The organism is Arthrobacter sp. MW3 TE3886, assembly GCF_041262145.1.
In the GTDB taxonomy this organism is placed as follows: Bacteria; Actinomycetota; Actinomycetes; order Actinomycetales; family Micrococcaceae; genus Arthrobacter.
Window position 1 is genome coordinate 2,500,336 of record NZ_JBGCAN010000001.1, and the last position, 26,445, is coordinate 2,526,780.

The 26,445-nt window shown below is 65.6% G+C and carries 24 protein-coding genes; 12 read left to right on the plus strand and 12 right to left on the minus strand.

Translation table 11 applies throughout. From position 1 onward, the window contains the following. Positions 1–39 precede the first annotated feature (39 nt). On the plus strand, positions 40–1,065 hold the full coding sequence (gene ligD, locus ABH915_RS11295) for a non-homologous end-joining DNA ligase (protein ID WP_370121200.1): 1,026 nt from the start codon (positions 40–42) through the stop codon (positions 1,063–1,065). 30 nt (positions 1,066–1,095) lie between these two features. Here ligD and ABH915_RS11300 read toward each other — a convergent pair whose 3' ends face one another. From ABH915_RS11300 to ABH915_RS11315, 4 genes are all read right to left on the minus strand, one after another. Beyond that, a complete protein-coding gene (locus ABH915_RS11300) occupies positions 1,096–2,064 on the minus strand; it encodes an alpha/beta hydrolase (RefSeq protein ID WP_370121203.1) in 969 nt (322 codons plus the stop codon). Then, positions 2,061–3,548, minus strand: coding sequence for a flavin-containing monooxygenase (locus ABH915_RS11305; protein WP_370121205.1), 1,488 nt, complete (start codon positions 3,546–3,548; stop codon positions 2,061–2,063). The genes ABH915_RS11300 and ABH915_RS11305 overlap by 4 nt, the downstream gene beginning before the upstream one ends. A 35-nt stretch (positions 3,549–3,583) precedes the next feature. Then, complete coding sequence (locus tag ABH915_RS11310; protein WP_370124990.1) at positions 3,584–4,684, minus strand: alcohol dehydrogenase catalytic domain-containing protein; 1,101 nt, start codon at positions 4,682–4,684, stop codon at positions 3,584–3,586. A gap of 293 nt (positions 4,685–4,977) precedes the next feature. Beyond that, a complete protein-coding gene (locus ABH915_RS11315) occupies positions 4,978–6,432 on the minus strand; it encodes a PucR family transcriptional regulator (RefSeq protein ID WP_370121208.1) in 1,455 nt (484 codons plus the stop codon). 124 nt (positions 6,433–6,556) lie between these two features. Here ABH915_RS11315 and ABH915_RS11320 point away from each other — a divergent pair, with 124 nt between their 5' ends. The 4 genes from ABH915_RS11320 (at position 6,557) to ABH915_RS11335 (ending at position 10,657) form a co-directional block, all read left to right on the plus strand. After that, positions 6,557–7,915, plus strand: coding sequence for an aminotransferase class III-fold pyridoxal phosphate-dependent enzyme (locus ABH915_RS11320; RefSeq protein WP_370121211.1), 1,359 nt, complete (start codon positions 6,557–6,559; stop codon positions 7,913–7,915). A gap of 34 nt (positions 7,916–7,949) precedes the next feature. Beyond that, positions 7,950–9,284, plus strand: a complete 1,335-nt coding sequence (locus tag ABH915_RS11325) for a CaiB/BaiF CoA transferase family protein (RefSeq protein ID WP_370121214.1) — start codon at positions 7,950–7,952, stop codon at positions 9,282–9,284. Then, positions 9,190–10,392 (plus strand): acyl-CoA dehydrogenase family protein, encoded by a 1,203-nt coding sequence (locus ABH915_RS11330; RefSeq protein ID WP_370121217.1) that lies wholly within the window; start codon positions 9,190–9,192, stop codon positions 10,390–10,392. Before ABH915_RS11325 ends, ABH915_RS11330 begins: the two co-directional genes overlap by 95 nt. 82 nt (positions 10,393–10,474) lie before the next feature. Further along, complete coding sequence (locus ABH915_RS11335; RefSeq protein WP_370121220.1) at positions 10,475–10,657, plus strand: hypothetical protein; 183 nt, start codon at positions 10,475–10,477, stop codon at positions 10,655–10,657. Between the two features lie 7 nt (positions 10,658–10,664). Here ABH915_RS11335 and ABH915_RS11340 read toward each other — a convergent pair whose 3' ends face one another. The 4 genes from ABH915_RS11340 to ABH915_RS11355 form a co-directional block, all read right to left on the minus strand. Then, complete coding sequence (locus ABH915_RS11340; RefSeq protein WP_370121223.1) at positions 10,665–11,138, minus strand: hypothetical protein; 474 nt, start codon at positions 11,136–11,138, stop codon at positions 10,665–10,667. Positions 11,139–11,512: 374 nt separating this feature from the next. Further along, complete coding sequence (locus ABH915_RS11345) at positions 11,513–12,970, minus strand: cytosine permease (protein ID WP_370121226.1); 1,458 nt, start codon at positions 12,968–12,970, stop codon at positions 11,513–11,515. A gap of 123 nt (positions 12,971–13,093) precedes the next feature. Then, the gene (locus ABH915_RS11350) at positions 13,094–15,100 is read right to left on the minus strand and encodes a hydantoinase B/oxoprolinase family protein (protein WP_370121228.1); all 2,007 of its coding nucleotides are present in this window, start codon (positions 15,098–15,100) and stop codon (positions 13,094–13,096) included. 2 nt (positions 15,101–15,102) lie between these two features. Then, complete coding sequence (locus ABH915_RS11355) at positions 15,103–17,157, minus strand: hydantoinase/oxoprolinase family protein (RefSeq protein ID WP_370121231.1); 2,055 nt, start codon at positions 17,155–17,157, stop codon at positions 15,103–15,105. Positions 17,158–17,313: 156 nt separating this feature from the next. Here ABH915_RS11355 and ABH915_RS11360 point away from each other — a divergent pair, with 156 nt between their 5' ends. The 3 genes from ABH915_RS11360 to ABH915_RS11370 all read left to right on the plus strand — a co-directional run bounded on the left by ABH915_RS11360 (position 17,314) and on the right by ABH915_RS11370 (position 19,830). Next, positions 17,314–18,912, plus strand: coding sequence for a helix-turn-helix domain-containing protein (locus tag ABH915_RS11360; protein WP_370121234.1), 1,599 nt, complete (start codon positions 17,314–17,316; stop codon positions 18,910–18,912). A 144-nt stretch (positions 18,913–19,056) separates the two neighbouring features. Continuing rightward, on the plus strand, positions 19,057–19,638 hold the full coding sequence (locus ABH915_RS11365; RefSeq protein WP_018772782.1) for an AAA family ATPase: 582 nt from the start codon (positions 19,057–19,059) through the stop codon (positions 19,636–19,638). Between the two features lie 54 nt (positions 19,639–19,692). Continuing rightward, complete coding sequence (locus ABH915_RS11370) at positions 19,693–19,830, plus strand: hypothetical protein (RefSeq protein WP_176803199.1); 138 nt, start codon at positions 19,693–19,695, stop codon at positions 19,828–19,830. Here the strand turns inward: ABH915_RS11370 and ABH915_RS11375 are convergent. Together ABH915_RS11375 and ABH915_RS11380 are read right to left on the minus strand one after the other, a co-directional pair. After that, positions 19,820–20,086: a hypothetical protein gene (locus ABH915_RS11375; protein WP_026536690.1), complete on the minus strand. Its 267-nt coding sequence runs from the start codon at positions 20,084–20,086 to the stop codon at positions 19,820–19,822. The genes ABH915_RS11370 and ABH915_RS11375 overlap by 11 nt on opposite strands. A gap of 209 nt (positions 20,087–20,295) precedes the next feature. Then, on the minus strand, positions 20,296–20,643 hold the full coding sequence (locus tag ABH915_RS11380; RefSeq protein WP_370121239.1) for a hypothetical protein: 348 nt from the start codon (positions 20,641–20,643) through the stop codon (positions 20,296–20,298). A gap of 187 nt (positions 20,644–20,830) precedes the next feature. Between ABH915_RS11380 and ABH915_RS11385 the strand changes: the two genes are divergently transcribed. The 3 genes from ABH915_RS11385 (at position 20,831) to ABH915_RS11395 (ending at position 23,622) form a co-directional block, all read left to right on the plus strand. Continuing rightward, on the plus strand, positions 20,831–22,114 hold the full coding sequence (locus tag ABH915_RS11385) for a cyclopropane-fatty-acyl-phospholipid synthase family protein (protein WP_026536688.1): 1,284 nt from the start codon (positions 20,831–20,833) through the stop codon (positions 22,112–22,114). A 72-nt stretch (positions 22,115–22,186) separates the two neighbouring features. Next, a complete protein-coding gene (locus tag ABH915_RS11390) occupies positions 22,187–23,185 on the plus strand; it encodes a pirin family protein (RefSeq protein ID WP_370121242.1) in 999 nt (332 codons plus the stop codon). A gap of 89 nt (positions 23,186–23,274) precedes the next feature. Then, positions 23,275–23,622, plus strand: coding sequence for a GNAT family N-acetyltransferase (locus ABH915_RS11395; protein ID WP_370121245.1), 348 nt, complete (start codon positions 23,275–23,277; stop codon positions 23,620–23,622). 30 nt (positions 23,623–23,652) lie between these two features. On the opposite strand, the gene ABH915_RS11400 is transcribed toward ABH915_RS11395, so the two are convergent. Together ABH915_RS11400 and ABH915_RS11405 are read right to left on the minus strand one after the other, a co-directional pair. Further along, positions 23,653–24,231 (minus strand): TMEM175 family protein, encoded by a 579-nt coding sequence (locus tag ABH915_RS11400; protein WP_370121247.1) that lies wholly within the window; start codon positions 24,229–24,231, stop codon positions 23,653–23,655. A 112-nt stretch (positions 24,232–24,343) separates the two neighbouring features. Next, entirely contained in the window at positions 24,344–24,673 is a 330-nt protein-coding gene (locus ABH915_RS11405; RefSeq protein ID WP_018772790.1) for a carboxymuconolactone decarboxylase family protein, read from the minus strand. A gap of 330 nt (positions 24,674–25,003) precedes the next feature. On the opposite strand from ABH915_RS11405, the gene ABH915_RS11410 reads away from it, so the two are divergent. Beyond that, positions 25,004–26,440 (plus strand): DUF2252 domain-containing protein, encoded by a 1,437-nt coding sequence (locus ABH915_RS11410; protein WP_370121250.1) that lies wholly within the window; start codon positions 25,004–25,006, stop codon positions 26,438–26,440. Positions 26,441–26,445: the final 5 nt, after the last annotated feature.

The following is a 26,445-nucleotide window of genomic DNA, read 5'->3' on the forward strand; positions in this document are numbered from 1 at the left end:
GCTCTTCAACTGTCTACGCCGCCGGGGTAGGTTGTCCCCATGGCCAAGGAAGAAGTCCACCTCACTGTCAGCGGTCCGCACGGCGACCGGGAGTTGCGGGTGTCGAGCCCGGCGAGGGTCGTCTGGCCCGGCCCGGGGCTGACCAAGCTGGACCTGGCCCGGTACATGGTGGACGTCGGGGACGCCTTCCTGGCCGCGAACGGGGACCGGCCGGTGACGCTCCAGCGGTTCAAGGACACGGTGGACGGCGAGCAGTTCTTCTCCAAGAACCCGCCCAAGGGTGCCCCGGAATTCATCCGCGCGGTCGACGTCGTCTATCCCAGCGGACGCACGCATCCCCAGCTGGTCATTGACGAGATCGCCGCCGCGGTGTGGGCGGTGCAGATGAATACGGTGGTCTTCCACCCTTGGGCCTCCCGGGCCGGCAAGCCGGATTATCCGGACGAGTTGCGGATCGACCTCGATCCGCAGCCCGGTACCGGGTTCACCGAGGCCGTTCCGGTCGCATTGGAGCTGCGGCGCGTCCTCGCGGAGGCCGGGTTGGAGGCCTTCATCAAGACCTCGGGGAACCGCGGGCTCCACGTCTTTGCCCCGATCGAGCCGACCCGGGAGTTCCTGGACGTGCGGCACGCCGTCATCGCGGCGGCCCGCGAACTCGAACGTCGCATGCCCGAGCAGGTCACCACGGCATGGTGGAAAGAGGAACGCGGCGCCCGCATCTTCGTCGACTTCAACCAGGCGAACCGCGACCGCACGATCGCGGGGGCCTACAGCCCGCGGGCACTCGCCACCGCGACGGTGTCGTGCCCGGTCCGTTGGGAAGAGCTCGGGTCCGTCGACCCGGCTGCCTTCACGATCGCCACCGTGCCGGAGCGGCTCAAAGCCACCGGCGATCCGTGGGAGGACATGCACGCGGGCGGCGCGGGCTCCGTCGATCTCCTGCTGGAATGGTGGAACAGGGACCTCGAGGCCGGGCTAGGGGAGCTGCCGTTCCCGCCGGACTTTCCGAAGATGCCCGGGGAACCGCCGCGGGTGCAGCCCAGCCGGGCGCGCAACAGCGGCTGAGGCTGCCGGTCCGGCCTGGGCCGGGGGTCCCTACGCCGGAGCCGACTCCAGTCTGCTGTTGCAGATGAAGGCCGCGATTTCCTCGACCATTTGTGCTCCGCGGCCGATGCGGCCGGCTGAGGTAAGAAGGCCGTGCGCGTACCCCGGGAGGTGCTGGTACCGCACCTCTGCTCCGGCCCGCGCCAGGGCGGCCGCGTAGCCGGCACCCTCATCAAGCAGCGGATCGTTGTCCACTGTGATGACGAAGGCCGGCGGAAGCCGTGCAGGCAAGCTGGCCAAGGCCGGGCTGATGTCGGGCGCCGCACGGTCCACGGCCCCCGGAAGGTACAGGTCCGCGAACCATGCGATCGTCTCCGCTACCAGGGGGAACCCCTCAGTGACGCGGGCATATGAGGGCGAGGACATGGTCAGATCCACCATCGGATAGATGAGGACCTGCGCCGCGACCGGCAGCGGATCAGCCATCCCGGCGTTCTCTATTGCCAGCACCGCCGCCAGCTGACCTCCTGCACTATCGCCGACCAGAACAGCCTCGGTTACGTCCAGTCCGTGGACCCCACCCGGCGTGAACAGCCAGTCCAACGCGGTCCGGCTATCCTCGATTGCGGCCGGATACGGGTGCTCCGGGGCAAGCCGGTAGTCCACCGCCACGACCGGCAGGCCTGTCAGGGCAGCCAGCCGCCGGCAGAGCCCGTCATGCGTGGACAGACTCCCCATGACCCAGCCCCCGCCGTGGAAAAACAGCACCACGGGGGTGGGGCCGGAGGAGACCCGCGGGTCATAAACCCGCGTCTGGAAGTCGTCCACAGTGAAGTCGGAGACGGAAGAAAGAGCATCTCCGCTCAGCCCGTTCGACGCGCACCCGCGCTCATAGAGTTCACGAACCTCTCGGACCGGGTAGGTGTGAAACGGACGGCCGCCGGAGGCCCGGAACTTCTCCAGAACCTCCGCGGCGTCCGCGGCGACCGGCCTTCCGCTGAACAGGTCTGGCTGGGTCATCGCACGGGCCCGGCGTCTGCCAGCTGGAGGTAGTCGTCAAGTTCGAACTCGCGGGTGATTGCCCGGTATTCCTCGACAGTTCCGGACCAATTGTTGATAACGCGGCCCTCCTCATTCTTGTACCAGGAGGAGCAGTCGGAGGAGAAGGCAGACTGTCCAAGCTCGTCCTGAACGCGCTTGTTGAACATATCCAGCACACCGCGGTCCACCTCGAGAATCCGCGACTCGTCGGCAGCGATGTGCTCGACGGCCTGTGAGATGTAGCGGTGCTGCGCTTCCAGCATGGACACCACGGAGTTGTGGTTCAGGTTGGTGTTCGGTCCGTAGACCAGGAACAGGTTGGGGAAGTTGTCGATCGTGATGCCGAGATACGCCTCGGGGGCGTTGCCCCACCGCTCGTCCAGGCGGAGTCCGCCGCGTCCCGCCACGCGCATCGATCCCTGGAACGCATGGCTTTTGAACCCGGTGGCGTAGATGATCACATCGAACTCATGCTCGACGCCGTCGGCCGTTCGGATGCCAGCGCGGGTGAACTCCGTGATGGACTCGGTCACCAGTTCCACGTTGTCGCGGGTGAGGGCAGGGTAGAAGTCGTCGCTCCGCAGAATGCGCTTGCAGCCGAAGTCGTAGTCGGGAGTGAGCTTGTCCCGCAGTGCGGGATCGGAGACCTGGGTTTCGAGATGCTGGCGGGCGAGCTGGACACCTTCCTCTGAAGCTGCCGTGTGGCGGCGCGTCCGCTCGAATCCGGCTTCGCGGAACTCATGGATTTCCTGGCGCTGCTGGCGGTACGTGTCCGGGTTCGCCAGGAAGTTCGCACTCTCCTCCTCCGTGAAGACGTACTGGTCCCGGGGGAGGACGTAGTTGGCTGAACGCTGGAACACCGTCAGGTTCGCGGCGATTTTCGCGACCTCGGGCACGTATTGGACCGCGGTTGCGGCCGAACCGATGGAAGCGACCCGTTTGCCGGTGAGATCAAGATCGTGCCGCCACGTGGAGGAGTGGAATGCCGCGCCCTCGAATTTGTCGGAGCCGGGGAAGGCGGGGATGTTCGGGTCGTTCAGCTGTCCCCATGCGGCGACCAGGGAACGGGTCAGGAACTGGGAGCCTTCGTCGGTCCGGACAGTCCAGAGGCGGCGGTCCTGGTCCCATTCAGAAGCCAGGATGTTCTGGCCGAAGCGGATGTGTTTGCCGAGTCCGAATTCCTCGACCAGGGAACGCAGGTAGCCCTGGAGTTCATCCTGGCCGGCAAACATCCGGGAAACCCTCAGGTTCAGGAAATAGCTGTAGCAGTATACGAGTGCTTGGGTGTCACATGCGGCGCCGGGGTAGGTGTTCTCCCGCCACACACCTCCGACGTCGTTGCTGCGCTCAAGGATCAGGAAGTCGTCGATGCCGGCCTGGACGAACTGGGCGCCCTGGCCCAGGCCGCCGAAGCCGGCGCCGATGACGATGGCACTGTAAATGTGGTCGTTCGTGGATGACATGAAGGTCTCTCCTCAGTGGTGGAATATTAGGTAGGTCAGGAAAACGTGATGATCTGGCGGAGGGCGTGGCCGCCGTCGAGGGTGTCCATGGCGCGATTGATCTCTTCGAGTGGGATGGTGTCCGAGACAAGTCCCTCAACGGCCAGCTGCCCGGAGCGCCAAAGCTCTGCGTAGATCGGAATGTCGTGTTCCGGAACGGCCGAGCCGAGGTAGCTGCCGACGATCGACCTCCCCTCGGCCGTCAGCGCGAGCGGATCGATCGAGGCAGGCTGGCCCGGCGCCGGCAGTCCCACGGTTACGGTGATGCCCCCGGGCTTTGTGAGGGCGACGGCAGCTTCCAAAGCGCGGGGGTGTCCTGCCGCTTCAATGACAGCGTCGAACTTCTCGCCTCGTCCCAGCGCAGTCGCAGAGGTCATGGCGTCAGCGGCGCCGAGCCTTTTGGCGGCGTCCAGCTTGGCCGGCAGCGTGTCGATGCCAACCACGTATTCGACGCCGGTGGCGACGGCGGTGATGAGCGCGGCCATGCCTACGCCACCGAGCCCCACGACGGCCACTCTGGCGGAGGGGCCTGGCTTGGCGACGTTGAGGATCGCTCCGCCGCCGGTGAGCAGTGCACAGCCGAGCAGCGCTGCGATATGCGCCGGCACGTCCGGGCCGACGGGCACAACGGAGCGGCGGGAGACCACGGCGTGCGTGGCGAATGCGGAGACTCCGAGGTGGTGGTGCACAGGTTCTCCGGTCCTGGAAAGCCTCCGGGTGCCACCGAGTAGCGTGCCTTCAGTGTTGGACGCACTGCCTTGCCCGCAGGGCGTCTTGCCGTTGGACTGACATCCGGCGCATGCGCCGCACCGGGGGAGGAAGGTCATGACCACACGTTGGCCGAGTGGAAGGTCGTCGACCCCTGCGCCCAATTCCTCCACGATGCCGGCGGCTTCATGACCGAGCAGCATTGGAAACGGCCGCGGCCGGTTTCCGTTGACTACGGACAGGTCGGAATGACAGACCCCGGCGGCCTCTATGCGGACCAGGATCTCACCGTGTCCCGGTCCGTCCAGCTCAAGGTCCTGCACCTGGATGGGCCGTGAGCCCGCATAGGGCCGGTCCGCCCCGATGGCTTCCAGCACCGCTCCACGGATGGTCCTGGTGCGGCTGGCTGTCTGCGCGGTCCGGCTTGTGTCTTCGACCGTCACGGTTCGTTCCTCCTCAAAGGGTGCCTTCGTCCCGGTGGGAGATCGTTCCCCCGACTACGGACTGTCCATTGAGAGTAGGCAGCCGGACAACGCCAGTCACGGGGCAGAACGTCAGAAGTTCGCCATTTCTTTGTACGATTCGCCCAAAGGGCGCTCGCCGGAACCGGGCACGGGAGTATCGCTGTTCGTGTGGGATATCGGCCGAAAGGTCCAAAGATTGGCCCGTGGCGCCGAGGCAGCTATTCCTTGCGCGGTGCCTCGTTGCGCGGTGCCTGGGTCCGGCCCCTGAGGGCCAACCAGAGCTGGGCTGCGACGTCGGGATCATCGAGGTCTACCCCGAGGAGTTCCCTGGCCTGGGCAATCCTGTAGCGCACCGAGTTCCGGTGCACCCCGAGTTCGCGCCCGGCGGCCTCCCATTGCCCGCGGTGGGCCAAGTACGCGCGCACGGTCTCGAGAAGGTGGCCCGGGTGCGCGACCAGCTCGTCCACCCATTTGTCAGCCGGAAGATCGAGTCCGTGGCCGACGCGGATGAGCTGTCCGGGAGGGGCCGACTTGGCAACCTCGGCGGCTTGGGCGGCGATTTCGTGCAGGCGCCGAAGCGGCATCGGGCCGCCCCACGCTCCGCGGGCACCCTTTGGCAGCTGCGGGTAGGGGCCCGATGCTGCCTGGAGCACGAACAGAACACCGGACCGTTCCAGCACGAGTCCGGCCGGAAGCGGCTGCGCCGCCATCTGCTCAGCGTCCGGGAGCACTGCGACAAACGCCGTCTCGGGCAGTGGTTCGGAGCCCATCTGCGTCGCAAGGAGGCGCGCGGCGTCGTCATGGCCCTCCAGGACGAGCGCCGCCAGCATCCCTTCGGCGCGGCGCCGTTCAGCCGCCGCGCGGCGCTGTCCTGCCGCCCGCGCCGCAAGGAGAGTGGACGCGGTCAGGAACAGGTGCCGTTCTGCAGCAGCAAGTTGCCCGCTTCGGCCCAACGCAAGGTAGCCGGACATCGCCGGGCCGTCCGAGACCGGATAGAGGGAAGCCGTGCCGGATGCCAGTTGGATATTGCCGGTCGCGCCGCGGCGCGCGGTCCGCAGCCGGGCAGCCTCGCGGGCCAGTTCCGCCAGCAGTCCGGCCGGCAGTTCTCCGCCGCTGGCAGCCGACGACGGCGGCCCCTCCCCTTCGGGAAGATAGGCAACCCAGGTGCCGAGGGCGCGGGACAGTTCACGCACGATCTCGGGCTCGGCGTCCTCGTCAGCGGCGGCACGGGTAAGCGCCACCTGAAGTCCCAGCAGGGCGGTGAGTTCGGCCTCGCCGCCTTGCCTGACCAGCTCCCAGTAGGCCCGCGACACGGCCAGGAAGGGGGATTCCCGGGAAACTGTCAGAAGGGGAAGGCCCGATTCCACGCACGCCGCCCGCAGCTCGTCGGGCACCATGGCGTGGCCCGAACCCAGGCCCAGTCCCAGGGCAGCAACGCCGCCGTCGACGAGCCGCCGTACGTAATTTCGGGCCGCGTCCGCCCGAGCGTCACCGTTGAGGCCGCCGAGCTGCAGCCCCACCGTCAGGAGCAGTTCGCCGCCATAGAGGAACACCGTCGGATCCTCCAGCTCGGACACATGTACACCCGTAAGCTCAACGCGGGGGAGCGGGATCGGCCAGAAGGGCACCAGGTCAGGCTTGGCAGCCTCGACGAGCCGCGCGAGGGTGATCATGCATAGATCATAGGGCACACGCCTTTGTGCAATCCGGCTTCACGTCTCCTCAATTGGGATGGATCATCCAAAGACAATGGGCTGCGCCGTCCCTATCGTGGATTCAAACACACGAGGAGGACCCATGACCGCCACCCGAGAAATCGCCCCCACCCGGGCCGATGATCCGGCCAGCGTCGCAGCCACGGCCCGACGCCTGCTCACCGAGCTCCCCGGCCCGCGTTCCCGGGATCTGGAAGCGGAACGCCGCCGGCAGGTCACGGACGCGTTCGGCATTACCATGCCCGTGTTCATCGACCACGCGCTGAATGCGCTTCTCGTGGACGTTGACGGCAATCACCTGATCGACTTCGCCTCCGGCATCGCCGTAACGAGCGTCGGCGCGGCCAACCCGCGGGTGGCCAGGCGCGCCGCCGCCCAGCTCGAGCGATTCACCCACACCTGCTTCATGGTCACCGAATATGCGTCCTTCGTTGACGTTTGCCGGTGGCTCAACGAGCACACGCCCGGCGACTTCGAGAAGCGGACCGCCTTGTTCACTACCGGCGCGGAGGCGGTCGAAAACGCGGTCAAGATCGCCCGCGCCGCAACCCGGCGCCCGAACATCCTCGTCTTCGATGACGCCTATCACGGCCGCACCCAGCTCGCGATGGCCATGACGGCCAAGGAAAACCCGTACAGGCTCAACTTCGGTCCGTTCCCGGGTTCCGTCTTCCGGGGCCCGACGGCGCCCGCGCACGCCACCCCTGATGGACCCGGCGAAGCCCTCACGCAGGTCGAGGCGCTTCTTGCCGAGCACGGTCAGGAAACTTTCGCAGCGATGGTCATCGAACCGATCCAGGGCGAGGGCGGCTTCATCGTCCACGCCCCAGGCTTCCTCACCGGGCTCCGGGAGATCGCGACGCGCCACGGAATTGTCCTGGTCATCGACGAGATCCAGACCGGCATGGGCCGCACCGGGAAGCTGTTCGCTTCCGAGCACGAGGGCATCGCCGGGGACATCACCCTGACCGCGAAGGCCCTCGGCGCAGGCCTGCCGCTTTCGGCCGCTACCGGGCGGGCCGAACTCATGAACGCCGTTCACACCGGCGGTCTCGGCGGCACCTACGCCGGCAATCCGGTGGCCTGCGAGGCCGCCCTGGCGGTATTTGAAATCCTCGGCGAGGGCACCCTGCTGGAGAATGCTGGTCGCATCGAGGCCGCAGTTCGTCGGCGCTTGGAGCCCCTGGTGGCACTGGAGGGCGTCGCCGACGTGCGCGGTCGCGGCGCCATGATGGCAATCGAGTTCCGCGACGGCTCAGGACCCCGCGGGGACCTCGCCGCCGCCGCCGCCAAGGCAGCCAACGCCCACGGCGTCATCACCCTCACCTGCGGGACAAACGGAAATGTGATCCGCCTGCTTCCACCGCTTGGGATCGAGGCCGACGTCCTCGATGAGGGCCTGGCCGTGCTGGAGGCTTCCATTCGCTCGGTGCTGTCATGAGTGTTCCTGCTATGTGGCCCGATCGAGGCCGGCCATGAGGTCCGAGGCCCCGCCCAGCGCGCCCCTCGAGGGAATCCTCGTCGCGGACTTTTCCCGCGTGCTCGCCGGGCCGCTGGCGACCATGACCCTGGCCGATCTCGGGGCCCGTGTCATCAAAGTCGAACGCCCGGGAACCGGGGATGACACCCGCCAGTGGGCTCCGCCGTCCTCGCCAACGGGGGCAACCTACTTCGAGGGCGTCAATCGGAACAAGGAATCGATCACCCTGGACCTGACCGACCCCGATGACCTCGAGCTGGCCCGGGAACTCGCGCGCCGTGCAGACGTTCTTGTCGAGAACTTCAAGCCCGGCGGGCTCGACAAACTCGGGCTCGGCTATGAGTCACTCACGGACAAGAACCCGGGACTCGTGTACGCGTCGATCTCGGGCTTCGGCTCCACCGGCGGCCGGGATCTTCCCGGGTACGACTTCATCGTCCAGGCGCTCGGCGGGCTCATGAGCATTACGGGCGACCCGGAGGGCGACCCCTACAAAGTGGGGGTCGCGCTGGTCGATGTCCTGACGGCGAAGGACGCGACCATCGGCATCCTCGCAGCCCTTTCCGAGCGTGCTTACTCAGGACGGGGCCGCAGGATCGAGGTCAACCTGCTCTCCAGCCTCCAGGGCGCCCTGGCCAATCAGGGACAAGCGTATTTGGGGGCCGGCGTCGTGCCTCAACGAATGGGCAACGATCATCCCTCCATCGTCCCGTACCAGCTCCTGGCCACGGCCGACACCCCCTTGGCCGTAGCTGTGGGCAACGACGGGCAGTTCGCGCGGCTCTGCAAAGCCATCGGCGTGCCGGAGCTTGCAGCGGACCCGCGCTTCGTGACCAACTCGCTCCGCGTCCGGCACCGCCGCGAGCTCATTCCGCTGCTGGAGTCCGGGCTCGCCGGTGCAGGGGCGGAGGCATGGCAGGACACCCTGGTCGCGGCGGGCGTGCCAGCCGGGCGCGTAGCCAGCATCGGGGAAGGAATTGCCTTCGCGGAGTCCTTGGGTCTCGCGCCGACCATCGAAGTGCACGACGGCGGCGGTTCAGTCATCGGACGCCAGATCCGCCACCCCATCACCTGGACGCCGGCGCTGCCGCCGCGGACCCAGGCGCCGCCCGCGCTCGGGGAGCACACCGAAGACGTACTGGACTGGCTGCGGCACCCGCAAAGCACGACCACCCTCTGCACGCCGCAAAGCCCCGCCATTCCCCTTGTCATTCAGGCCCAGGAAGGACCACCCCATGACTCTTGCCCCCAGTTCCGCCGACCTCGAGGCAGCCGCCGCCGTGGACCCCTCGGACCTCATCTCCTTCGACTCCCTCCTCAGCGCCGATGAGCTGGCCCTCCGTGACCGGGTCCGGACGTATGTCCGGCAGGAAATCAAACCGAACATCGCCAAATGGTACGACGAGGCCCGGTTCCCGCTCGAGATCGTGCCCGACCTCGCCGAACTGGGACTGCTCGGCATGCACCTGAAGGGGTACGGCTGCGCCGGCGGCACGGCCGTCGACTACGGGATCGCCGCCGCCGAACTCGAGGCCGGCGACTCCGGCATCCGCACCTTCGTCTCCGTCCAGGGTTCCCTCGCGATGTCCGCCATCGCCAAGCACGGCTCCGAGGAGCAAAAGCTGGAATGGCTCCCTCAAATGGCCGCCGGCAGGGCGATCGGATGTTTCGGCCTCACTGAGCCAACCGCCGGCTCGGACCCATCATCCATGACCACGTTCGCCCGCCGCGACGGCGGGGACTGGGTCCTGAACGGCACCAAGCGCTGGATCGGGCTGGCGAACGTGGCGCAGGTCGCCGTGATTTGGGCCCAGACCGACGACGGCGTGCGTGGCTTCGTCGTCCCGACGGATACCCCCGGTTTCACGGCTACGCCGATCCAGCAGAAACTCTCGATGCGCGCCTCGATCCAGTGCGAGATCACGCTGAACGACGTGCGCCTCCCCGCCGGGGCAGTCCTGCCCAACGTCACCGGACTCCGGGGCCCCTTCGCGTGCCTCAACGAGGCGCGCTATGGCATTGCCTGGGGCACGATGGGCGCGGCACGCGACGCTTTCGAGGCCGCCCTCAGCTACTCCATGGGTCGCCTTCAGTTCGGCCGCCCGCTCGCGGGGTACCAGCTCACCCAACAGAAGCTCGTGAACATGGCTTTGGAGATCAACAAGGGATTTCTCCTGGCCCTGCACCTGGGTCGCCTCAAGGACGCGGGCAAACTGCAGCCCCACCAGATAAGCGTGGGCAAGCTCAACAACTGCCGCGAGGCGATCGAGATCTGCCGCGAAGCCCGAACGATCCTGGGCGGCAACGGGATCACTCTCGAACACTCGCCCCTGCGCCACGCCAACAACCTCGAATCGGTGCGCACCTACGAAGGCACCGACGAAGTCCATACCCTCATTCTCGGCCAGAAGCTCACAGGCACAGGGGCTTTCCGGTAAGCGCAGCGGCCGTCCGGCCCCGCCGTGATGCGCACCGCCTGTTCCCCTCGATGAAAAAGGCGAGGTGCAGCCTGCGGCAGGCATGCTTCCATCGGAGCGGCACGGCATCGACCCGGACCGCGTCCGCCGGCGCACCCGCGACGCGCTGGCCGAGGAAGCCCAGCTGATGCTCGACGACGGCGCCGTGGCGGCGTCCCAGGACATCGACCGCTGCATGACCCTCGGTGCGAACTTCCCCCCAGGCGGTCTGTCGCGCCTTGCATGAGCTGACGCTACCTGCCCGGTTCCGGAAGACCATGGCGGAATGGAATGCCCTTGCCGGGGACGTCTGCCTCGCACAGCATCTTTGAATCTTCGTTGGCATCATTCCTGTCGTAGCCTGTGGCCGTGACGTCCGGCAGCGGTGAAGACGGAAAGAAGTACGCGTGGCAATCGTGGCCGTCGGACTCACTGGAGGGGATGCCGCCCAAGCGGCGGCGGCTGGTTGTCTGGGGGCTGCTGTGGCTCATGTTTTTGAACTTCGTCTTGCGGAGCGCCCTGGACGCAGCGGGAATACCTGAGTCGTGGTTGTCCGTGGCTTTTGCTGCTGTCGTGGCGGCGGTCTTCGTTCCCCTGATCCGGGGAGTAGTCTCTGAAACCCGCGCCCTGCGCGCCGAGGGCGTGCATGTGCCCACTGACATAATCACCCGAAAATCACTGATCGTTGCCTCGGTCATCAACGGTGCGCTCTGGATCGTCTTTGCCATCTTTGCTTTCCTTGGGGGAGGCGGCTGCATTATCGGGGGCCTTATTGGGTGGAGTCTGGGAGCCCCATAGACAACCGGCGGCCCCCAGTATGGAGACATGTCCGGAAAATAGTTCAGGATGAATCCGGCGCCTGCGCCAAACGCGACGCCGTCCTTCGGCTCCTGATTCGGGAACCACGCAGGCGCCCGGACTTCGACGTGTCCCATGCTCGGCCTGTAGAGCATTCGCTGGCATTGGCCGGCGTCGTTGCTGGCCTTGGATCAGGCCCTCCCAGTGATCCTGAATTACGTATACTCACAAAGCCGAACTCCACCAGACGACGTTGTCCGGTGGAGTTCGGCTGCATGAGCTAGCGATATTCCCTGCGGTTGGCCTAATGCGTGATCGCAGGATCCAACTCTTCCTCGGTTGGCTCAATAGTCCCTGCGGCGCTGATCAGACGCGGCGGCGAGATCTTATAGGCGCCGTAGTAGACGCCCGCGGCCAACGCCATGGTGATCAAGGGCGTCAGCTGTGACACGACCGGCCACATTGTTTGTTCCGTGAGGGCAATTCCGACCGCCGAAGCGAAAACCCAGGCGACTGCTCCGGGGCTGACCGCCTTGAGACTGGCTGGCCGGATATCCGGAACACGGTCCTGCTTATTCCAATTCATGCCAATAAAGACCAGTGCGACGGCAACCCAGGCAGTGACAAAGACGCCTTGCCAGGCCAGGGCCTTGAGAAGGTAACTCAGAACATCCGTGAGCATGAGCAAGAAGGCCAGTGCCCCGCAGACGATCACCCAGACAAAGCGCGGCAGTTCGAGCCTAAATACCCGACTGGCAAATGCCGAAAGGTTTTCTGATGCAAGGAAGTAGTTTGCCGTGTTGATGCGGGTCTGGGAAATGAGGATGACGAGCAGGCCGACAAGCCCAAGGGAAGAGATGAACGCCTGGACGACCCCGGTTTCCGAGGCTTCAATTCGCCATGCGCTCATGATGTAGATGCCAACCAGCCCGTTCAGCCCGAACGTGAATGCGTAGAAGACCCAGCCGAATGTCACTCTTCCCAGGAATTTTTCATCCCGTTGGCGTCCCAGCCTGGCGTAGTCAAAGGTGTACATCATCATGATGTAGACGCCCATGTAGATCAGGTACGACGTCAACCAGCCCGGGAGTGCCGACGAGGCGGCGGCCTGGCCAATCCAGTCCGTCGGTACGCCCCGGATGAGGGTGGCGGCGATGACCACGGCAACCAGTCCAGCAACATAGAGCGGGAGCAGGACACCGTTGAGTTTGTCCAGCCAGTTCTGCACGCCCCCCAGGGCCAGGGGAATGGCGTACAGCACCACGATGCCGTACCAAACCACCATGCTTCCACCGAAATACTCGTGGAACGCCACGGCAATGATGGATCCTTCGAACACCGCGTAGTAAATGGCAGTGGCTGCGAAGATCAGCGATGCCAGGGCGGACCCGCCCAGTCCGAACAGTGTCCGGGAGAAGAGGCTGACGGTGAGCCCTGTCCGCGCCGCATAGCGCGAGAGCACCGTGTTGATTGCACCGTACGTGACAACGGTGAGAGCCATGCCAATCAGGGTGTTGGTCACGCCGACGGCGCCTGCTGAAGCCACAGCTATGTAGATCCAGAACATCGCGGAGAAGACCGCCCACCAAGCCATGGTGAGGGACCATCTTCCGGCACGCATGCTGGCCGGCAGGACATAGTTCGAGTACGACAATTTCGCACCTTTCACATCATTGAAGAAGCTAGGGAGGGGACGCTTTGCCTTCGGTCGTTCGAGAGGAACGGAACCCGGCACTACCGTGGGGTTCGATCCGGGGTTCATTCCTGCCGACCTGTGCTGTTTCCTTCGCCGTGGTCACGGATCTGTCGCGATTTCAGGGCAATGAGATGCCAGGGCCCGCCGCCGCGATCAGCGCCGGCGGGCCCGGTGTTCGTCGGAATGCGTTTAGTGCCAGTGGGACGAGGAACGCTTCGTCATGCTCTTGCGGAACTCCGCGGTGGTCTCCGGGAACAGCTCCCCGGTGCCCCAGTCCAGGATGACGCCGTGGCGGCGGATCACGTCGAGCATGTCCACTTCTCCGGCGCGGTATTTCTCCGCCACCGCGACCGGATCGGCGGTCAGCCATGCGGGGCGGTCGGCGCGGATCTGTTGGCGCAGCAAGGCGCTGGCCGCTTCATCGATCTCGAACTGGTCGAGTTCGCGGTCGAGTTCGCGGATGATGACGCCGTAGTCCTTCGCTGCCCGTTCGATTGACACGTAGTCGTCGATCACGTCTTCGAGGACGTCGTCGAAGGGCCGGTCCAGGGGATCGCCGTAGCCGCCCCCACCCGCGGACGGGCGGGTGAACGAGTCCCCGGATTGCAGCGGAACGGCTGAGAAGTTGGACCCGAGGAACTTTTCCTGATCGGTGCCCTTGTTCATCCAGACCCCGTGCGGGATGGAGGGCAGGCCGCCTTCGATGCCCCAGGTAATGGAGCGGGCACGGTCGCAGCAGTAGCTCATCACGGTCTTCGTCGCGTCGACCAAGGTGCCGCCCTTTTCGATGCCGAGGCCGCCGCGGAACCTGCCCGGGCCGCCGGAGTCGGTGCCAATCTGGTGCACGGTGGTCAGGACCGGCGACAGCCGTTCCTGGCCTTCGATGGGCTGGACCGCCAGGCCGGGGCCGAAGACCGGGGCGGTGGCGCTGGCCCCGTCCTTGGAGGCTCGGCCACCCCAGCCGCCGGCCATCCAGTCGTACCACATGAAGTAGGGGTTATCGTCGGTGCGGCCGTCGCGGCCACCCACCAGGAGGTACTCGAGGTTGAACGCACAGGCCATGGCGCGCTCGGGCATGATCTGCGACCACAGCTCGAAGATCCCGTTCATGAGCTTTTCGTACGGACCGGAGCAGAAGCCGGTGACCGCAAAGGGCCAGCCGGCATTGATCACGGTGCCCTCCGGCCCGATTTCCGCATCGACGGCGGCATAGAAGCCGGAGTTCAACGGAACGTCGGGGAAGAACGTCTTGGTGCCGGCGTAGATGGCCGAGTAGGTGGTGCCGTAACCGGAGTTAAGGAAGGTTTCGACGGCGGGCGCGGAACCGGTCAGGTCATAGTGGATGCCCTTGCCGTCCAGCGTCAGCTTGATCTTGATGGGCACCAGGCCCTCGCCCTTGCCGGGATCGAAGTCGATGTAGTCGGTGGTCTCCCACACTCCCTCCGGCAGGGATTCCAGGCGCCGCAGGACGATCCGTTCCACATAGTCCTGGGTCTCCTGCATCGCGGCGACAACCGTCGACTTGGAGTACTTTTCCACCAGGCGAAGGACTTCACGCTCGCACACCGCGGTAGCCTCCGACTGGGCCTGGAGGTCTCCCATCGCCTGGCGCGGTGCCCGGGTGTTGGAGACCAGGAGTTGGGCGACGTCGTGAAGGAAGACACCCTTGCTCCAGATCCGCACGGGAGTGATCCGCAGGCCCTCGCCGAAGTGCTCCTTGGCGTTGACATCGAATGAACCCGGAACGTTCCCGCCGATGTCAGCCCAGTGGCCCTTGTTCTGGGCGAAGGCGATCACCTCACCGTCGGAGAAGATCGGGCGGATGAAGCTGACGTCGTTGAAGTGCGTGCCGCCCCGGTAGGGGTCGTTGATGGCGAACACGTCGCCGTCGTGGATGTCGTCCTTGAATTCGTCAATGACAGCCTTGCACTGGAAGTGCAGGGTACCGACGTGGACGGCAATATCACCGCTGCCCTGCATGACGGTGTTTCCGTTGGCATCACACAGGGCGGAAGAGAAGTCACGTGAGTAGATGACGAAGGAGTAGCAAGTCCGGAGAATCTGCTCGCTCATCAGGTCGACGCTGGTGACGAAGGCGTTTTTCAGCACCTCGAACGTCACGGGGTCTAGGCCTGATGCCAGCCGGGCATCGGAGTGCGCGACATGGAGATCTGGCATGGTGATCACGTCGGTCATGGTTAGGCTTCCTGCTCGTCTTTGAACTCGGTGAGGTGGATCCGGATGTTGAGCCACTCGTCGATCTTGGCGGTGGTGCGCGGGGGCACGACGGTCGTGGAGTCAAGCTGGTCGATGATGGCGGGGCCCTCGAAGGTCGCGCCCGCGCCGAGCTTGGTGCGGTCGTAGACGGGCGTATCAACCCAGCCGTCGTTGCCGAAGTACACCGGCCGGACCGAATCGGGCTCGCCGGGTCCGGAGACCCGTTCCGTCGCCGGGGCGAAGGAGGGCTTGGGTGTCTTGCCGATGGCGGACAGCTGCAGCTGGTAGATCTCCACGGGCTGGTCGTCCTGGCGGAAAGCAAACTCGCGTTCGTGCTGCTGGTGGAAGCTCTGGATGGCGTCTTCTAGGGCGCCGGCACCGGTTCCCATATTCACGGCCAGCGACCGCCATTGTCCCTGGTAGCGCATGGAGATGATCCGCTGCAGGATCGAATTCTCCTCGGACACGCCTTCGTGGCGCAGCCGGGCCGTGGCTTCCGTTTCGAGGGACCTGTACTTGCTCTCCAGGTCTTCCGGATCGGCGTCGGCGGCAACGGCCGTGTACATCGCGGACAGGTCGTGCCTGATGTCCACCAGGAGGCAGCCCAGCGCGGACGTGACGCCGGGGCTGGGCGGTACGACGACGGTGGGAATGTTCAGTTCCCTGGCCACCTCTGCGCCGTGCAGGGCGCCGGCGCCGCCGAAGGCGATCAGCGCGAAGTCACGGGGATCGTAACCGCGGCGGATAGAGATCAGGCGGACGGCGTCGGCCATGTTGGCGTTGGCGACCTGGAGGATGGCGTGGGCCGCCTCCGCTTCGTTCATGTCCAGCGGTTCAGCGATGACACGCTTGATTGCGGCCTGGGAGAGTCCGCGGTCCAGCGTCTTCGCGCCGCCGGCCAGGGTGGATCCGAGCCTGTTCAGGACCACGTTGGCGTCGCAGTTGGTGGGCTCTTCACCGCCCATGTCGTAACAGGCGGGTCCCGGATCGGCACCCGCGGACTGCGGGCCGTTGCGAAGCGAACCGGCAATGTCAATGTGCGCAATCGAGCCGCCGCCGGCGCCGATGGTGAGGACCTCGATACTGGGGAAGACGATGGGGTGGCCGTATTCCACCTGCCATTCCTTGGTGATGCGGAGCTCACCGTCGGAGACCAGGGCAATGTCCGTAGACGTGCCGCCCATGTCCAGGCTGACGGCGTTCTCGAAGCCACACTGCTGGGCGATGTGCTTCGCAGCGATAGCTCCGGCCGCGATGCCGGATGCGGCGAGGCGCACCGGGTACCGCTTGACCATGCGGGGGGTCATGGAGCCGCCGCCGGAGTGCAGGAGCAGCAGGTCGCCGTCGTAGCCGCCGCTTTTGAGCTCATCGGCGAGGCGGCTGACGTAGCCGGACACCAGTGGGCCCAGCACGGCGTTGGAGACGGCGGTGTTGAAGCGGTCGTGCTCGAAGATTTCGGGCAGGATCTCGGACGAGGTGGAAACTGTTGCCTCGGGAAGCTCTTCTTCCAGGATTTTGCGCATCTGGATTTCGTGCTCGGCGTTGGCGTAGGAGTTGATGAAGCAGACGGCGATGGTGGTGACGCCGCGCTTGCGGAGCACCGCGGCCAGGCGGCGGGCTTCCCCTTCGTCCAGGGGAGTGACGATGCTGCCGGCGTAGTCAGTACGCTCGGTCACCTCGAACCTGTCCCGTCGGCGGATGTAGGGGCCGCTTACGTCGTTGTAGGCGTCCCAAAGGTCGTCCTTCGTACCGTCCCTGATCTCGATGACGTCCCTGAACCCCTTGGTCGTGACCATGGCTGCAGGGGGAAAGTTGCGGGTGATGAGGGCGTTCGTTGCCACCGTGGTGCCGTGGGAGAAGAGCGACACGTCCTCGAGGTTGATCTCGGCGCGCTCCACGCCGCTCAATATCGCCAACATGGGGTCAGCAGGTGTCGACGGGACCTTCGTGACACGCATGCGATGGGTTTCTTCGTCGAAAATACAAACGTCAGTAAACGTACCCCCGACGTCGACGGCGACTCTAAGGTTGGACATCTAAGTTCCTCCAGGATGCTGATTGGGTACCAACAACTTTCCCTGTGACGTGGGTCTCTGTCACTGGAGGAACTAAAATTTTGGAGCAGGGACCTTTGTCAGATTTACAATCGGTCGTCCGCCAAAGCCTCCCTTCCCCTGCAGCCAGGAGGAACAATGCCCGACCGGACCCCGGTCACTCTTCACGACGTCGTATCCGAAGCGCCGTTGGGCCTGACCCCTCTCGTTCCGGGCAACCCGGCTGCCATCGTATTGGGAGCCCACACAAGTGACATCCACAATCCGGCTGCGTGGCTCGAACCTAACACCGTCCTGCTGACCACGGGGCTGAGGTTCGTCAATGCCGAACGGGATGAACTGCTGCCCGTGAAACTCGTCGAAGATCTGCGGACAGCGCGCGTGGCGGCCCTCTTCTTCGGTGTTGGAGTCTACTTTGACCAAGTGCCCGCCAAGCTCGTCGCGGCCTGCAAACAAGCCGGCTTCCCGCTGTATACCGTGGCGCACGATGTTCCCTTCCACCGCATAGAGAACTTCATCAACCAGTCGCAGGCATCTCCCGATGCGTACGTGCAGAAGCGGGCACTCTGGATAAGCAACGACCTGCTGCAGAGCATTTCCGCTGAGAACCCCGTCCACGCGCTCATCGTCAGACTCGCCATGGCATGCCGGGGCACAGCGGTGCTTTACGAAAATTCCGGACGAATCGTCGAATCCTCCGGGGGAGGCCCGACCCACCTGATCTGGAAAGAGTTGCGTGATGGCAATAATGCGTCCGGGACCATCGTGATAGGGCAGTGGGGGGTCATGGCGCGGCCACTGGTGCTTCGCGGCGAGGGCTTCACCCTGGCCGTGGCCAGCAGGAACCACCGCGTGCTGAAGGATCTCGGAGACGTCCTGCTCGAAACGGCGCAGCGGCTCCTGGCCGCAGTTAATGGGATCGCCCGGTTTTCGGATTCAAGAGAGCGGCACGAAAACACGCTGTTGCTGACCATGCTGCAAGACGGTGTGCCCTTGGCCCGCGAGTTCAGGCACTGGGAGCGGATGCGCGCCTTCCGGTTCACGCCGTACGAGCCCCTGCGTGCCGTGGTCGCGGCAAGTCCGGCCGAGGAGCCGGTGGACCCGTCCTTTACCGAACTCCTTTTACGAGGGGCCGAAGCCAGTGGTCTGGGGCTCTTGCTGGCAGAGAACGGGCGAACGCCCGAAAACCCGCCGGGCTTCCATGCGGTGGTTTCGGACTCGTCGGCTCTGGATGCCTGGCTGGAGCTGACGGCCGGGTCTGTTTTCGTCGGCCTGTCTGAACCCTATTCCGATCTTGCAAGGACCCCCGAGGCATTCCGGGAAGCAGCGGCAGCAGCCGGAATTGCCCGCCGGCAAATCCGGGCCGCAGCGGCCACCGCCTCCGGAACGTATCGGGGCATCGTCCGGCTGGATGAGGTGGACCCCGCCACGTGGCTCCTGGCACGTCGGCAGTCTGCGCCGGACAAGGACAAGCTCAACAGGTTTGTTGAGGCCCTAAACGTCGACAGCGACCTGAAGGAGACGGTCATCTGCTACCTGGTGAACGACCTCGATGTCGCGAAGGTTGCCAGTGTGTTGTTTGTGCACCCGAACACTGTCCGCTACCGCTTGAAGAAGGTTGAAACCCTGGTAGGCGGGTCACTGTCGAGCGCACGCATAATTGCCAACCTCTACCTGGCTTTTCACGACGAAATAGATGCCTTGAGCCAGGCCAGGGACGAATCGCCAGAGTCCTAGAACGAGGCCGCCGGTTCCTCCCATAGCGGCGGGGATCACCTGTTTGACGGGGACGATTCAGCGGTCCCTGCCGTTGGTAGCAGTAGGGGAAGCCGCCGGATTGCGTCGCGGGCCCGAACACCGCCACTACCAGGAGGAGCCGGATTGCTGATTGTCTTGACGGGAATTGACGGGTCGGGAAAAACAACCGCCGCGCAGGCAACGGTTGCAGCCGCGCACCGGGCAGGAAAGAAGGCGCTCCTGCTCCGGAACTACGCCGGACGGCGCCGGATGTCGCTGCTGGGCGCACAGTTCGGCATACAGCTTCATCCGCGGCTGGCGGATGCCGTAGAGACAGCCATCCGCACCGCAAACGTGGTGGTTTCCCACGCCAGGGCGCACAGGCATCCGGGCCTGGTCATCATGGACCGCCACCTGCACTGCCAGTTGGCGCTGCGCCAGGCGCGGGGCCTTCCCCGGGGCCGGCTTCTGCCCTTCCTCCTGACGAAGTTTCCCCAACCTGATGTGGTGCTCCACCTCGTGATCGACCCGGAACAGGCGCATCGCAGAGTCTTGGCACGCGGCACGGACACGGAAACGCTCGAAGAGCTCACCTCGTTGCGGGCCGCCTACCGATCGCTGCCCGAATACGCGCACTTCACCGAGCTGGCTGCGTCGGGGACCCCGGAGGAAGTGTTCTCCGAACTGGCGCTCGCCATCGCCGATGCCGGCAGGCGGCAACGCTAGGGTGCTGACCGCCGCCGGCCCATCCGCGGCCGGGCCCGCCTCAGAATTACCGGCATGAGCAAGTCGGAGAAGAAGAACCTGCGGTATTGCGACTACTACTGCTTCATGTCGCTGAAGGACTTCGCAGCCTGGGTCGACGCCGACGACGACCGGGAGCCCGCCATGTCCTACGCCGCGCCCCCTACCAGGTAAGTTCCTGGGCCTTTATCTCATAGTGGCCGTCACGCTGGGTGAACGTGGCCCGGTATCCGCGTTTGACCCCGTTAACCACCATCTGGCAATCCGTATGCGTGTTGACCTTGATATCCGGGAAGTTCTTGCACTCCACTTCGGAAATCGTGACGCCGGGGTCCGTGGGTTTGGCGCGTGCCTTGATCCGCTCGGCCAGAACCTTGCCGCTGGTCTGCGGATCGAAGACCACCACCGACGGCGGGGCTGTCGCCGTCACGGTGGTTGTGGGGCCCGGGATTGCCTGGGGAGCAGCGCATCCTGTCATCAGGAGCGCCGCGCCCAGGCTTGGTGCGCATGCAGTTCTGAATAAGTTCATCGCCGATCAAGTCCATCCGACGCCCGCCACAGGACTGCCCGAGACCCAGGCCGCCAGACCCCACGATGCCCTGACGGGCTTGGGGAATCCTTGGCCCCGCAGCCGCGGTGCTAGCGGTGGGAACGGAAGGTGCGAAGTATGCCGCGGATCGAAATGCCGACGGCGCACACCAGAGGGGCCAGCGCCACAAGAACCACCACGGTGTTGGGCCGGAACGTCATGCCGCCCGAAGGGCCCTTGGCGTAGACGCCCAGGGGCAAGACGAGGCCGCCGCCCCCGCCTCCACTTCCGCCGCCGCCGGGCTGGCCGTCTTCCGGGCTGCTGCCCCCGCCGAAGCCGAAGGACACCACCGCTACCGGGACGACCTCTTCTCCTGCGATGTTCACGGCGGGCCCGTAGGCCCGTGACACACCGACATTCTTGAACGTGTCCACGAGGGATGAGAAAGACTCAGACATAGGACACACCATAGGCAACAGCACCCCGGAGCGCCAGAGCCAGCCGCCGCTGCTGCTCTGGGAAGGGGCGGGCAAAGGAATCGGAACCAAGACTCTGGTTGCCGGGCGTGTAATGCCCTTAGATTTGGAACTGGCGGGGCTCAGCCCGCAGCACCGGAGACGAGGCACTGGAAATGGGGCACTGGACATGACGGCATCCACGAATGCGGCTTCACGGCTGGCCGACGCATTGGCGATCATCCTTGGCACCGACGGGATCCCCCTGCGGCTGAAGGCCTGGGACGGCTCGGAAGCGGGCCCGGAAGACGCCCCCGTCGTCGTTTTCCGATCCCGGCGGGCGCTTCGACGGATGCTGTGGTCCCCAGGGCAGCTTGGACTGAGCCGGGCCTACGTGGCCGGCGATATCGAGGCACCCGGCGACATCTTCGCCGCCTTCGCGGCCCTCAGCGCGGCGGGAAAGTTCGCCGAGCCCGGCCCGTTCCGGCCGCCGACACCCGGCGAAGTGTTCGCGCTGGTCAAAACTGCCGTCCGGCTCGGCGCGCTGGGAACGAACCCGGCTCCGCCGCCGGAGGAAGCGCGCGTGAGCCGGCACGGCCGGCGGCATTCCAAGGGACGCGACGCCGCGGCCATCTCGCACCATTACGACGTCGGGAACGACTTTTACGCCCTCGTCCTGGGCCCATCCATGGTCTACTCGTGCGCGGTCTGGGAGTCGGACGAGACCGGGCTTGACGCTGCCCAGACAGCCAAGCTCGATCTGGTCTGCCGCAAGTTGGGGCTCCAACCGGGCATGCGCATGCTGGACGTGGGATGCGGCTGGGGCAGCCTCGCACTGCATGCCGCGCAACACTACGGGGCCGACGTCGTCGGGGTGACGCTCTCGGTCGAACAGGCGGCCCTGGCCCGCAAGCGGGCGGCGGACGCCGGACTCACGGACCGGGTGGACATCCGGGTGCAGGACTACCGCGACGTGGACGACGGGCCGTTCGACGCGATCAGCTCCATCGGCATGTCAGAGCATGTAGGACGCGAGCAGATCCAGCACTATTCCTCCCACCTGCAGGGCCTGCTCCGCCCGGGAGGACGGCTGCTCAACCACGCGATCTCCTGGAATGCCGGCGCGACCCCGCCGGACCCGGACTCCTTCATTCCCCGCTATGTCTTCCCCGACGGCGAGATGCTCAGCCTTTCGGAGATGGTCGCGGCACTCGAAGCGGCGGGCCTGGAGGTCTTGGACGTTGAGGCGTTGCGGCGCCACTACGCCCTGACGCTCCGGGCCTGGGTGCGGAACCTGGAGGAGCACTGGGACGAGGCCGTGCGCTTCGCCGGTCTCGGAAGGGCCCGGGTGTGGCGGCTCTACATGGCCGCGAGCGCACTCGGCTTCGAGGCCGGCATCACGGGCGTGAACCAGGTTCTGGTCCAGCGCCCGGGCGGCGCGGAACCCCCCTTGCGCCGTTCGGCCTGGAATTGAGGCCCGGTCCTGGCCGGTTGAGGCCGTCTGCCGAAGGCTGACCCGCGGCCCGCGCGAAGCTAGGCTGTCATCATGAGCAATACCGAAGTCGCGCCCCAGGAAGTCCTCTGCGAAACGGACGGGCCCTGCGCCGGCGTCGAACTCCTGGTTCCGCGGCAGGTCCCGCTGGGCGGCCCGCGCGCGATGGATGTGCGGCGCACCCTTCCGCAACGCCAGCGCAGCCTCATTGGGGCGTGGTGCTTCCTGGACCATTATGGCCCGGACCAGGTCGGCGATTCCGGCGGCATGAAAGTCCCGCGCCACCCGCACACCGGGCTTCAAACCGTCAGCTGGCTGTTCACAGGCGAGATCGAACACCAGGACTCGGCCGGCTTTCACGCAGCGGTACGGCCCGGCGAAGTGAACCTGATGACCGCCGGCCGCGGCATCAGCCACTCGGAATTTTCCACACCGGACACAACCGTCCTGCACGGCGCGCAGCTGTGGGTGGCGCTGCCGGACACGGCACGCCACATGGCGCCCACCTTTGAGCACTACCGTCCCGAGCCGGTCAGCGGAAACGGCTGGACCATGCGCGTCTTCCTCGGCGCGCTCTCCGGGTCGGTCTCGCCCGTCACAACCCACACACCCCTGCTGGGTGCCGAAATCCTGCTCGACGCGGGGACGGAACTGACGCTCGAAACAGACGCGTCCTTCGAACACGGCCTGCTGGTGGACTCGGGCACCCTGGCCGTGGACGGGCAGCCGGTCCCGAAGGACAACCTCGCGTACCTGCCCGTCGGCCACGGGTCCCTGACCCTGGTCGCGGGCAGCGACGGAGCCCGCGTTCTCCTGATCGGCGGAGAGCCGCTGGACGAAAAAATTGTGATGTGGTGGAACTTCGTCGGCCGCAGCCATGAGGAGATCGTCGCGTACAGGGCCCAGTGGCAGTCCGAGATCGGCGCGGACGCCGGCACTGGGGACGCCGCCGGTGGAGCACCTGAGCTGCGGTTCGGCCCGTTTCCGCCCGGCGGGCCCGCCGCTCTCCCGGCCCCTGCCCTGCCGAATGCCCGTATTCGGCCACGCGGCTGACCTGTCCAATCCGGCCAGCCATGCACCCGCCAGCCCTGCTGCCATAAGCCCGATCGCCGGGCCAATCCGGCCCGCTCAAGGAGACCATAGTGACCACGATTACCATCAGTGACAACCCGCAGCGCAGCCGTTTCGAAGTGCTCGACGCCGGCACCGTGATCGGCCAGGCCGCTTACGTGGACGACGTTGGGGCGGGCCAGCGGATTTTCTCCCACACGGAGATCAACGAGGAATATGGCGGCCGTGGGCTGGCCGGGGTGCTGGCCGCACAGGCACTCGATGAGACCACCGCCGCGGGCCTGACGATCGTTCCGGTGTGTCCCTACATCAAGAAGTACCTGGGCAACCACCCCGGCTACGCGGCTCATGTGGTAGCGCCAACCCCGGCGCATCTGCGGTTCCTGAGCGACTCGCTGGCTCAACGCGTCCGGCAGTAGCCGCCCCGAGACTTACGTGCGCCTCTGGACTCACATGTGCGCGATGAACCGCTCCACCCGCCGGTCCGGGATGAGCCAGATCGCGGCGACCACCGTATAGGCAGCGATCCCCAGGAGCGGGTTCACCAGGCTGAGCCCCATCCCGGCGATGTAGAGCGCGGGCGAGCCCTTGCCCTTCCAGTCCTGCCCCATGGCCTGGTCCAGCGCGCCGCCGCGTCCCTGCTGGCGGATCAGGGTTGTTTTCAGGATGTAGTAGGCGATGGCGGCGAGCAGCAGGTTCAGCCCGTAGACGAGGACGGGGACCTCCGCCAGGCCCGTGTCATTCATCCACCGGGTGGTGAAGGGGATGAGGGAGAGCCAGAACAGCAAATGCAGGTTTGCCCAGAGCACCCCGCCGTTGATCCGTCCGGCCAGATGCAGCATGTGATGGTGGTTGTTCCAGTAGATCCCGACGTAGATGAAGCTCAGCAGGTAGCTGAGCAGCGTTGGAAGTTCGTGGAGCAGCGCCGGCCAGGTCGGTTCGGCGGGGACGTGAAGCTCCAGCACCATGATGGTGATCACGATCGCAAGTACGCCGTCGCTGAAGGCTTCCAGCCGGTTCTTGTTCATGGGCCGCCTTTAGTCAGGGCATCGTGGCAGATGCAGCGAGGAACTGCCGACGCCGTGACGTGCGGTTCGTAGGAAACGGTACCGTCAAGTGTGACTTTCGGCGAGGACGGGCTCAGCCTTCGGCCTCTGCTTCGAGTTCTGCCTCTGCCATTTCGAGGGCAAAGCCCAGCGCGCTGGCGAGGTTGCCGGCTGCCGCCACGATCCGGGGAGTCCCGACGATTGGAGCAACTGCGATGAGGATGCCTTGGACGTCCTCCAAGGTGATGCCGACGTCCATTGCGGTACCGGCATTGAGCAGGTAGGAGCCAGCCGGGGCATCCACTGCAGCGAGGGCCGCGATCCGGGCCAGCATCAATTCGCGAGGTTCGAGCGTGGAGCGTTCGAGCGACACGGCGGTGATGTCGGCCAGGGCGGCGAGGACGGGAGCTTCTTCTTCGGCCATGGTTATGTCTCCATCTGGTTTTCGGTGTTGATTGCCGAGTTGGCGAAGAGCAAGGATTACCCCACTCGTCTTGCAACGTAACCCGGCACGGTGAGGGCGGGCATCACCCGAACGGGATGAACCGGTGGCCAGCCATCAGACTGCGCTACGAACCGGCATTCAGTGTCCGGCGGCGGGGTCCGGCAAGACTTCACCAACGCGTTGACGATTGTCCGCGCCGGGGCCAGAATCGCATTAGTTCGACCCAAGGCGCGTCCGCGCGCTCAGCAGGACTGACCCAGGCAACGAGTGCCGATGGCGGTTCCTGACATCAAAGGGAGGTCGCCGATCATGGCTGAGACCAAAGTCAAGCATCCAAGCGTCGAGGAACGTAAATCGAAGGGCAAGAAATACCGGGATAAGGCGCCGGTCTCCGGCCACACGGGGTGGAAAACCGCGTCCGACCGTCCCGATCCGGTGGCACTGCTCGAGGAACAGAACCTCACCCGGGAACAGGACCTCGTGCCGGTGCGGCACGGACGGATGCTGGTCTCACCGTTTACGTTCTACCGCGGGGCCGCCAAGATCATGGCTGCCGACCTGAAGGACACGCCGCGGTCCGGCCTGCGCGTCCAGCTATGCGGAGACGCCCACCTGTCCAACTTCGGAGTGTTCGCCTCGCCAGAGCGGACCTTGCTGTTCGACCTGAACGACTTCGACGAGACCCTTCCGGGGCCGTTCGAATATGACGTCAAGCGGATGGCCGCGAGCTTCACGATCGCGGCGCGCAACAACGGGTACACCAAAGAAGATACCCGCGATGTGACACTCGGGGCGGTTCGGGCCTACCGGGAGGCGATGGCCGAGTTCGCGCAGATGCGCACCTTGGACATCTGGTACGCCCGACTGTCGGAGGAGCAGCTGATGGAAACCTTGAACCTGGCCGTGGCAACCCAGAAGGGCAAGGCCCTCAAGAAGGTGGTCGAGGGCATTGAAAAGACGGCAAAGGCCAACGTCGCCAAGGCCCACACCCGGGACAGCCTGCAGGCGCTCTCCAAGCTCGGCGAGCTCGTGGACGGGAAGTACCGGATCGTCAGTCAGCCGCCGATCGTTATCCCGGCCCGGGAGTTGGGAGAATCGTTCGGCATGTCCGCTGCCGAGGTGGAGGAAGCGGTCCGTGACCAGCTCCGGTCCTACCGGGCCACCCTGCCAGATGACCGACGACGCCTGCTGGAGCGATTCGAAGTCATCGACGTCGCCCGCAAGGTTGTAGGCGTGGGCAGCGTCGGCACCCGGGCGTTCATCGCCTTGCTCCAGGGGCGCGACCAGCAGGACCCGTTGTTTCTGCAGGTCAAGGAGGCCACGAGGTCCGTGCTCGAGGACCACCTGCCGAAGAGCAAATTCAAGCAGCCGGGCGAACGCGTCGTGCAGGGGCAGCGGATGATGCAGGCCGCGAGCGACATCTTCCTGGGGTGGACCAAAGGCGTGCAGGACAACCGGTACCTCTATTGGCGCCAACTGCGTGACATGAAGGGCTCAGCGGTTGTGGAAGGGATGAAGCCGCTCGGCATGAACTTCTATGCCGACGCCTGCGGCTGGACGCTGGCGCGGGCACACGCCCGGTCCGGCGACCCAATCGCGATCGCGTCCTACCTCGGCAAGAGCGACAAGTTCGACCGCTCCATCACCGATTTTTCCGAGCGATACGCCGACCAGAACGAAAAGGACTACCAGGCCTTCGCCGATGCGGTTCGCTCGGGACGGCTGGAAGCCGTTGAAGGCCTCTGATCGCG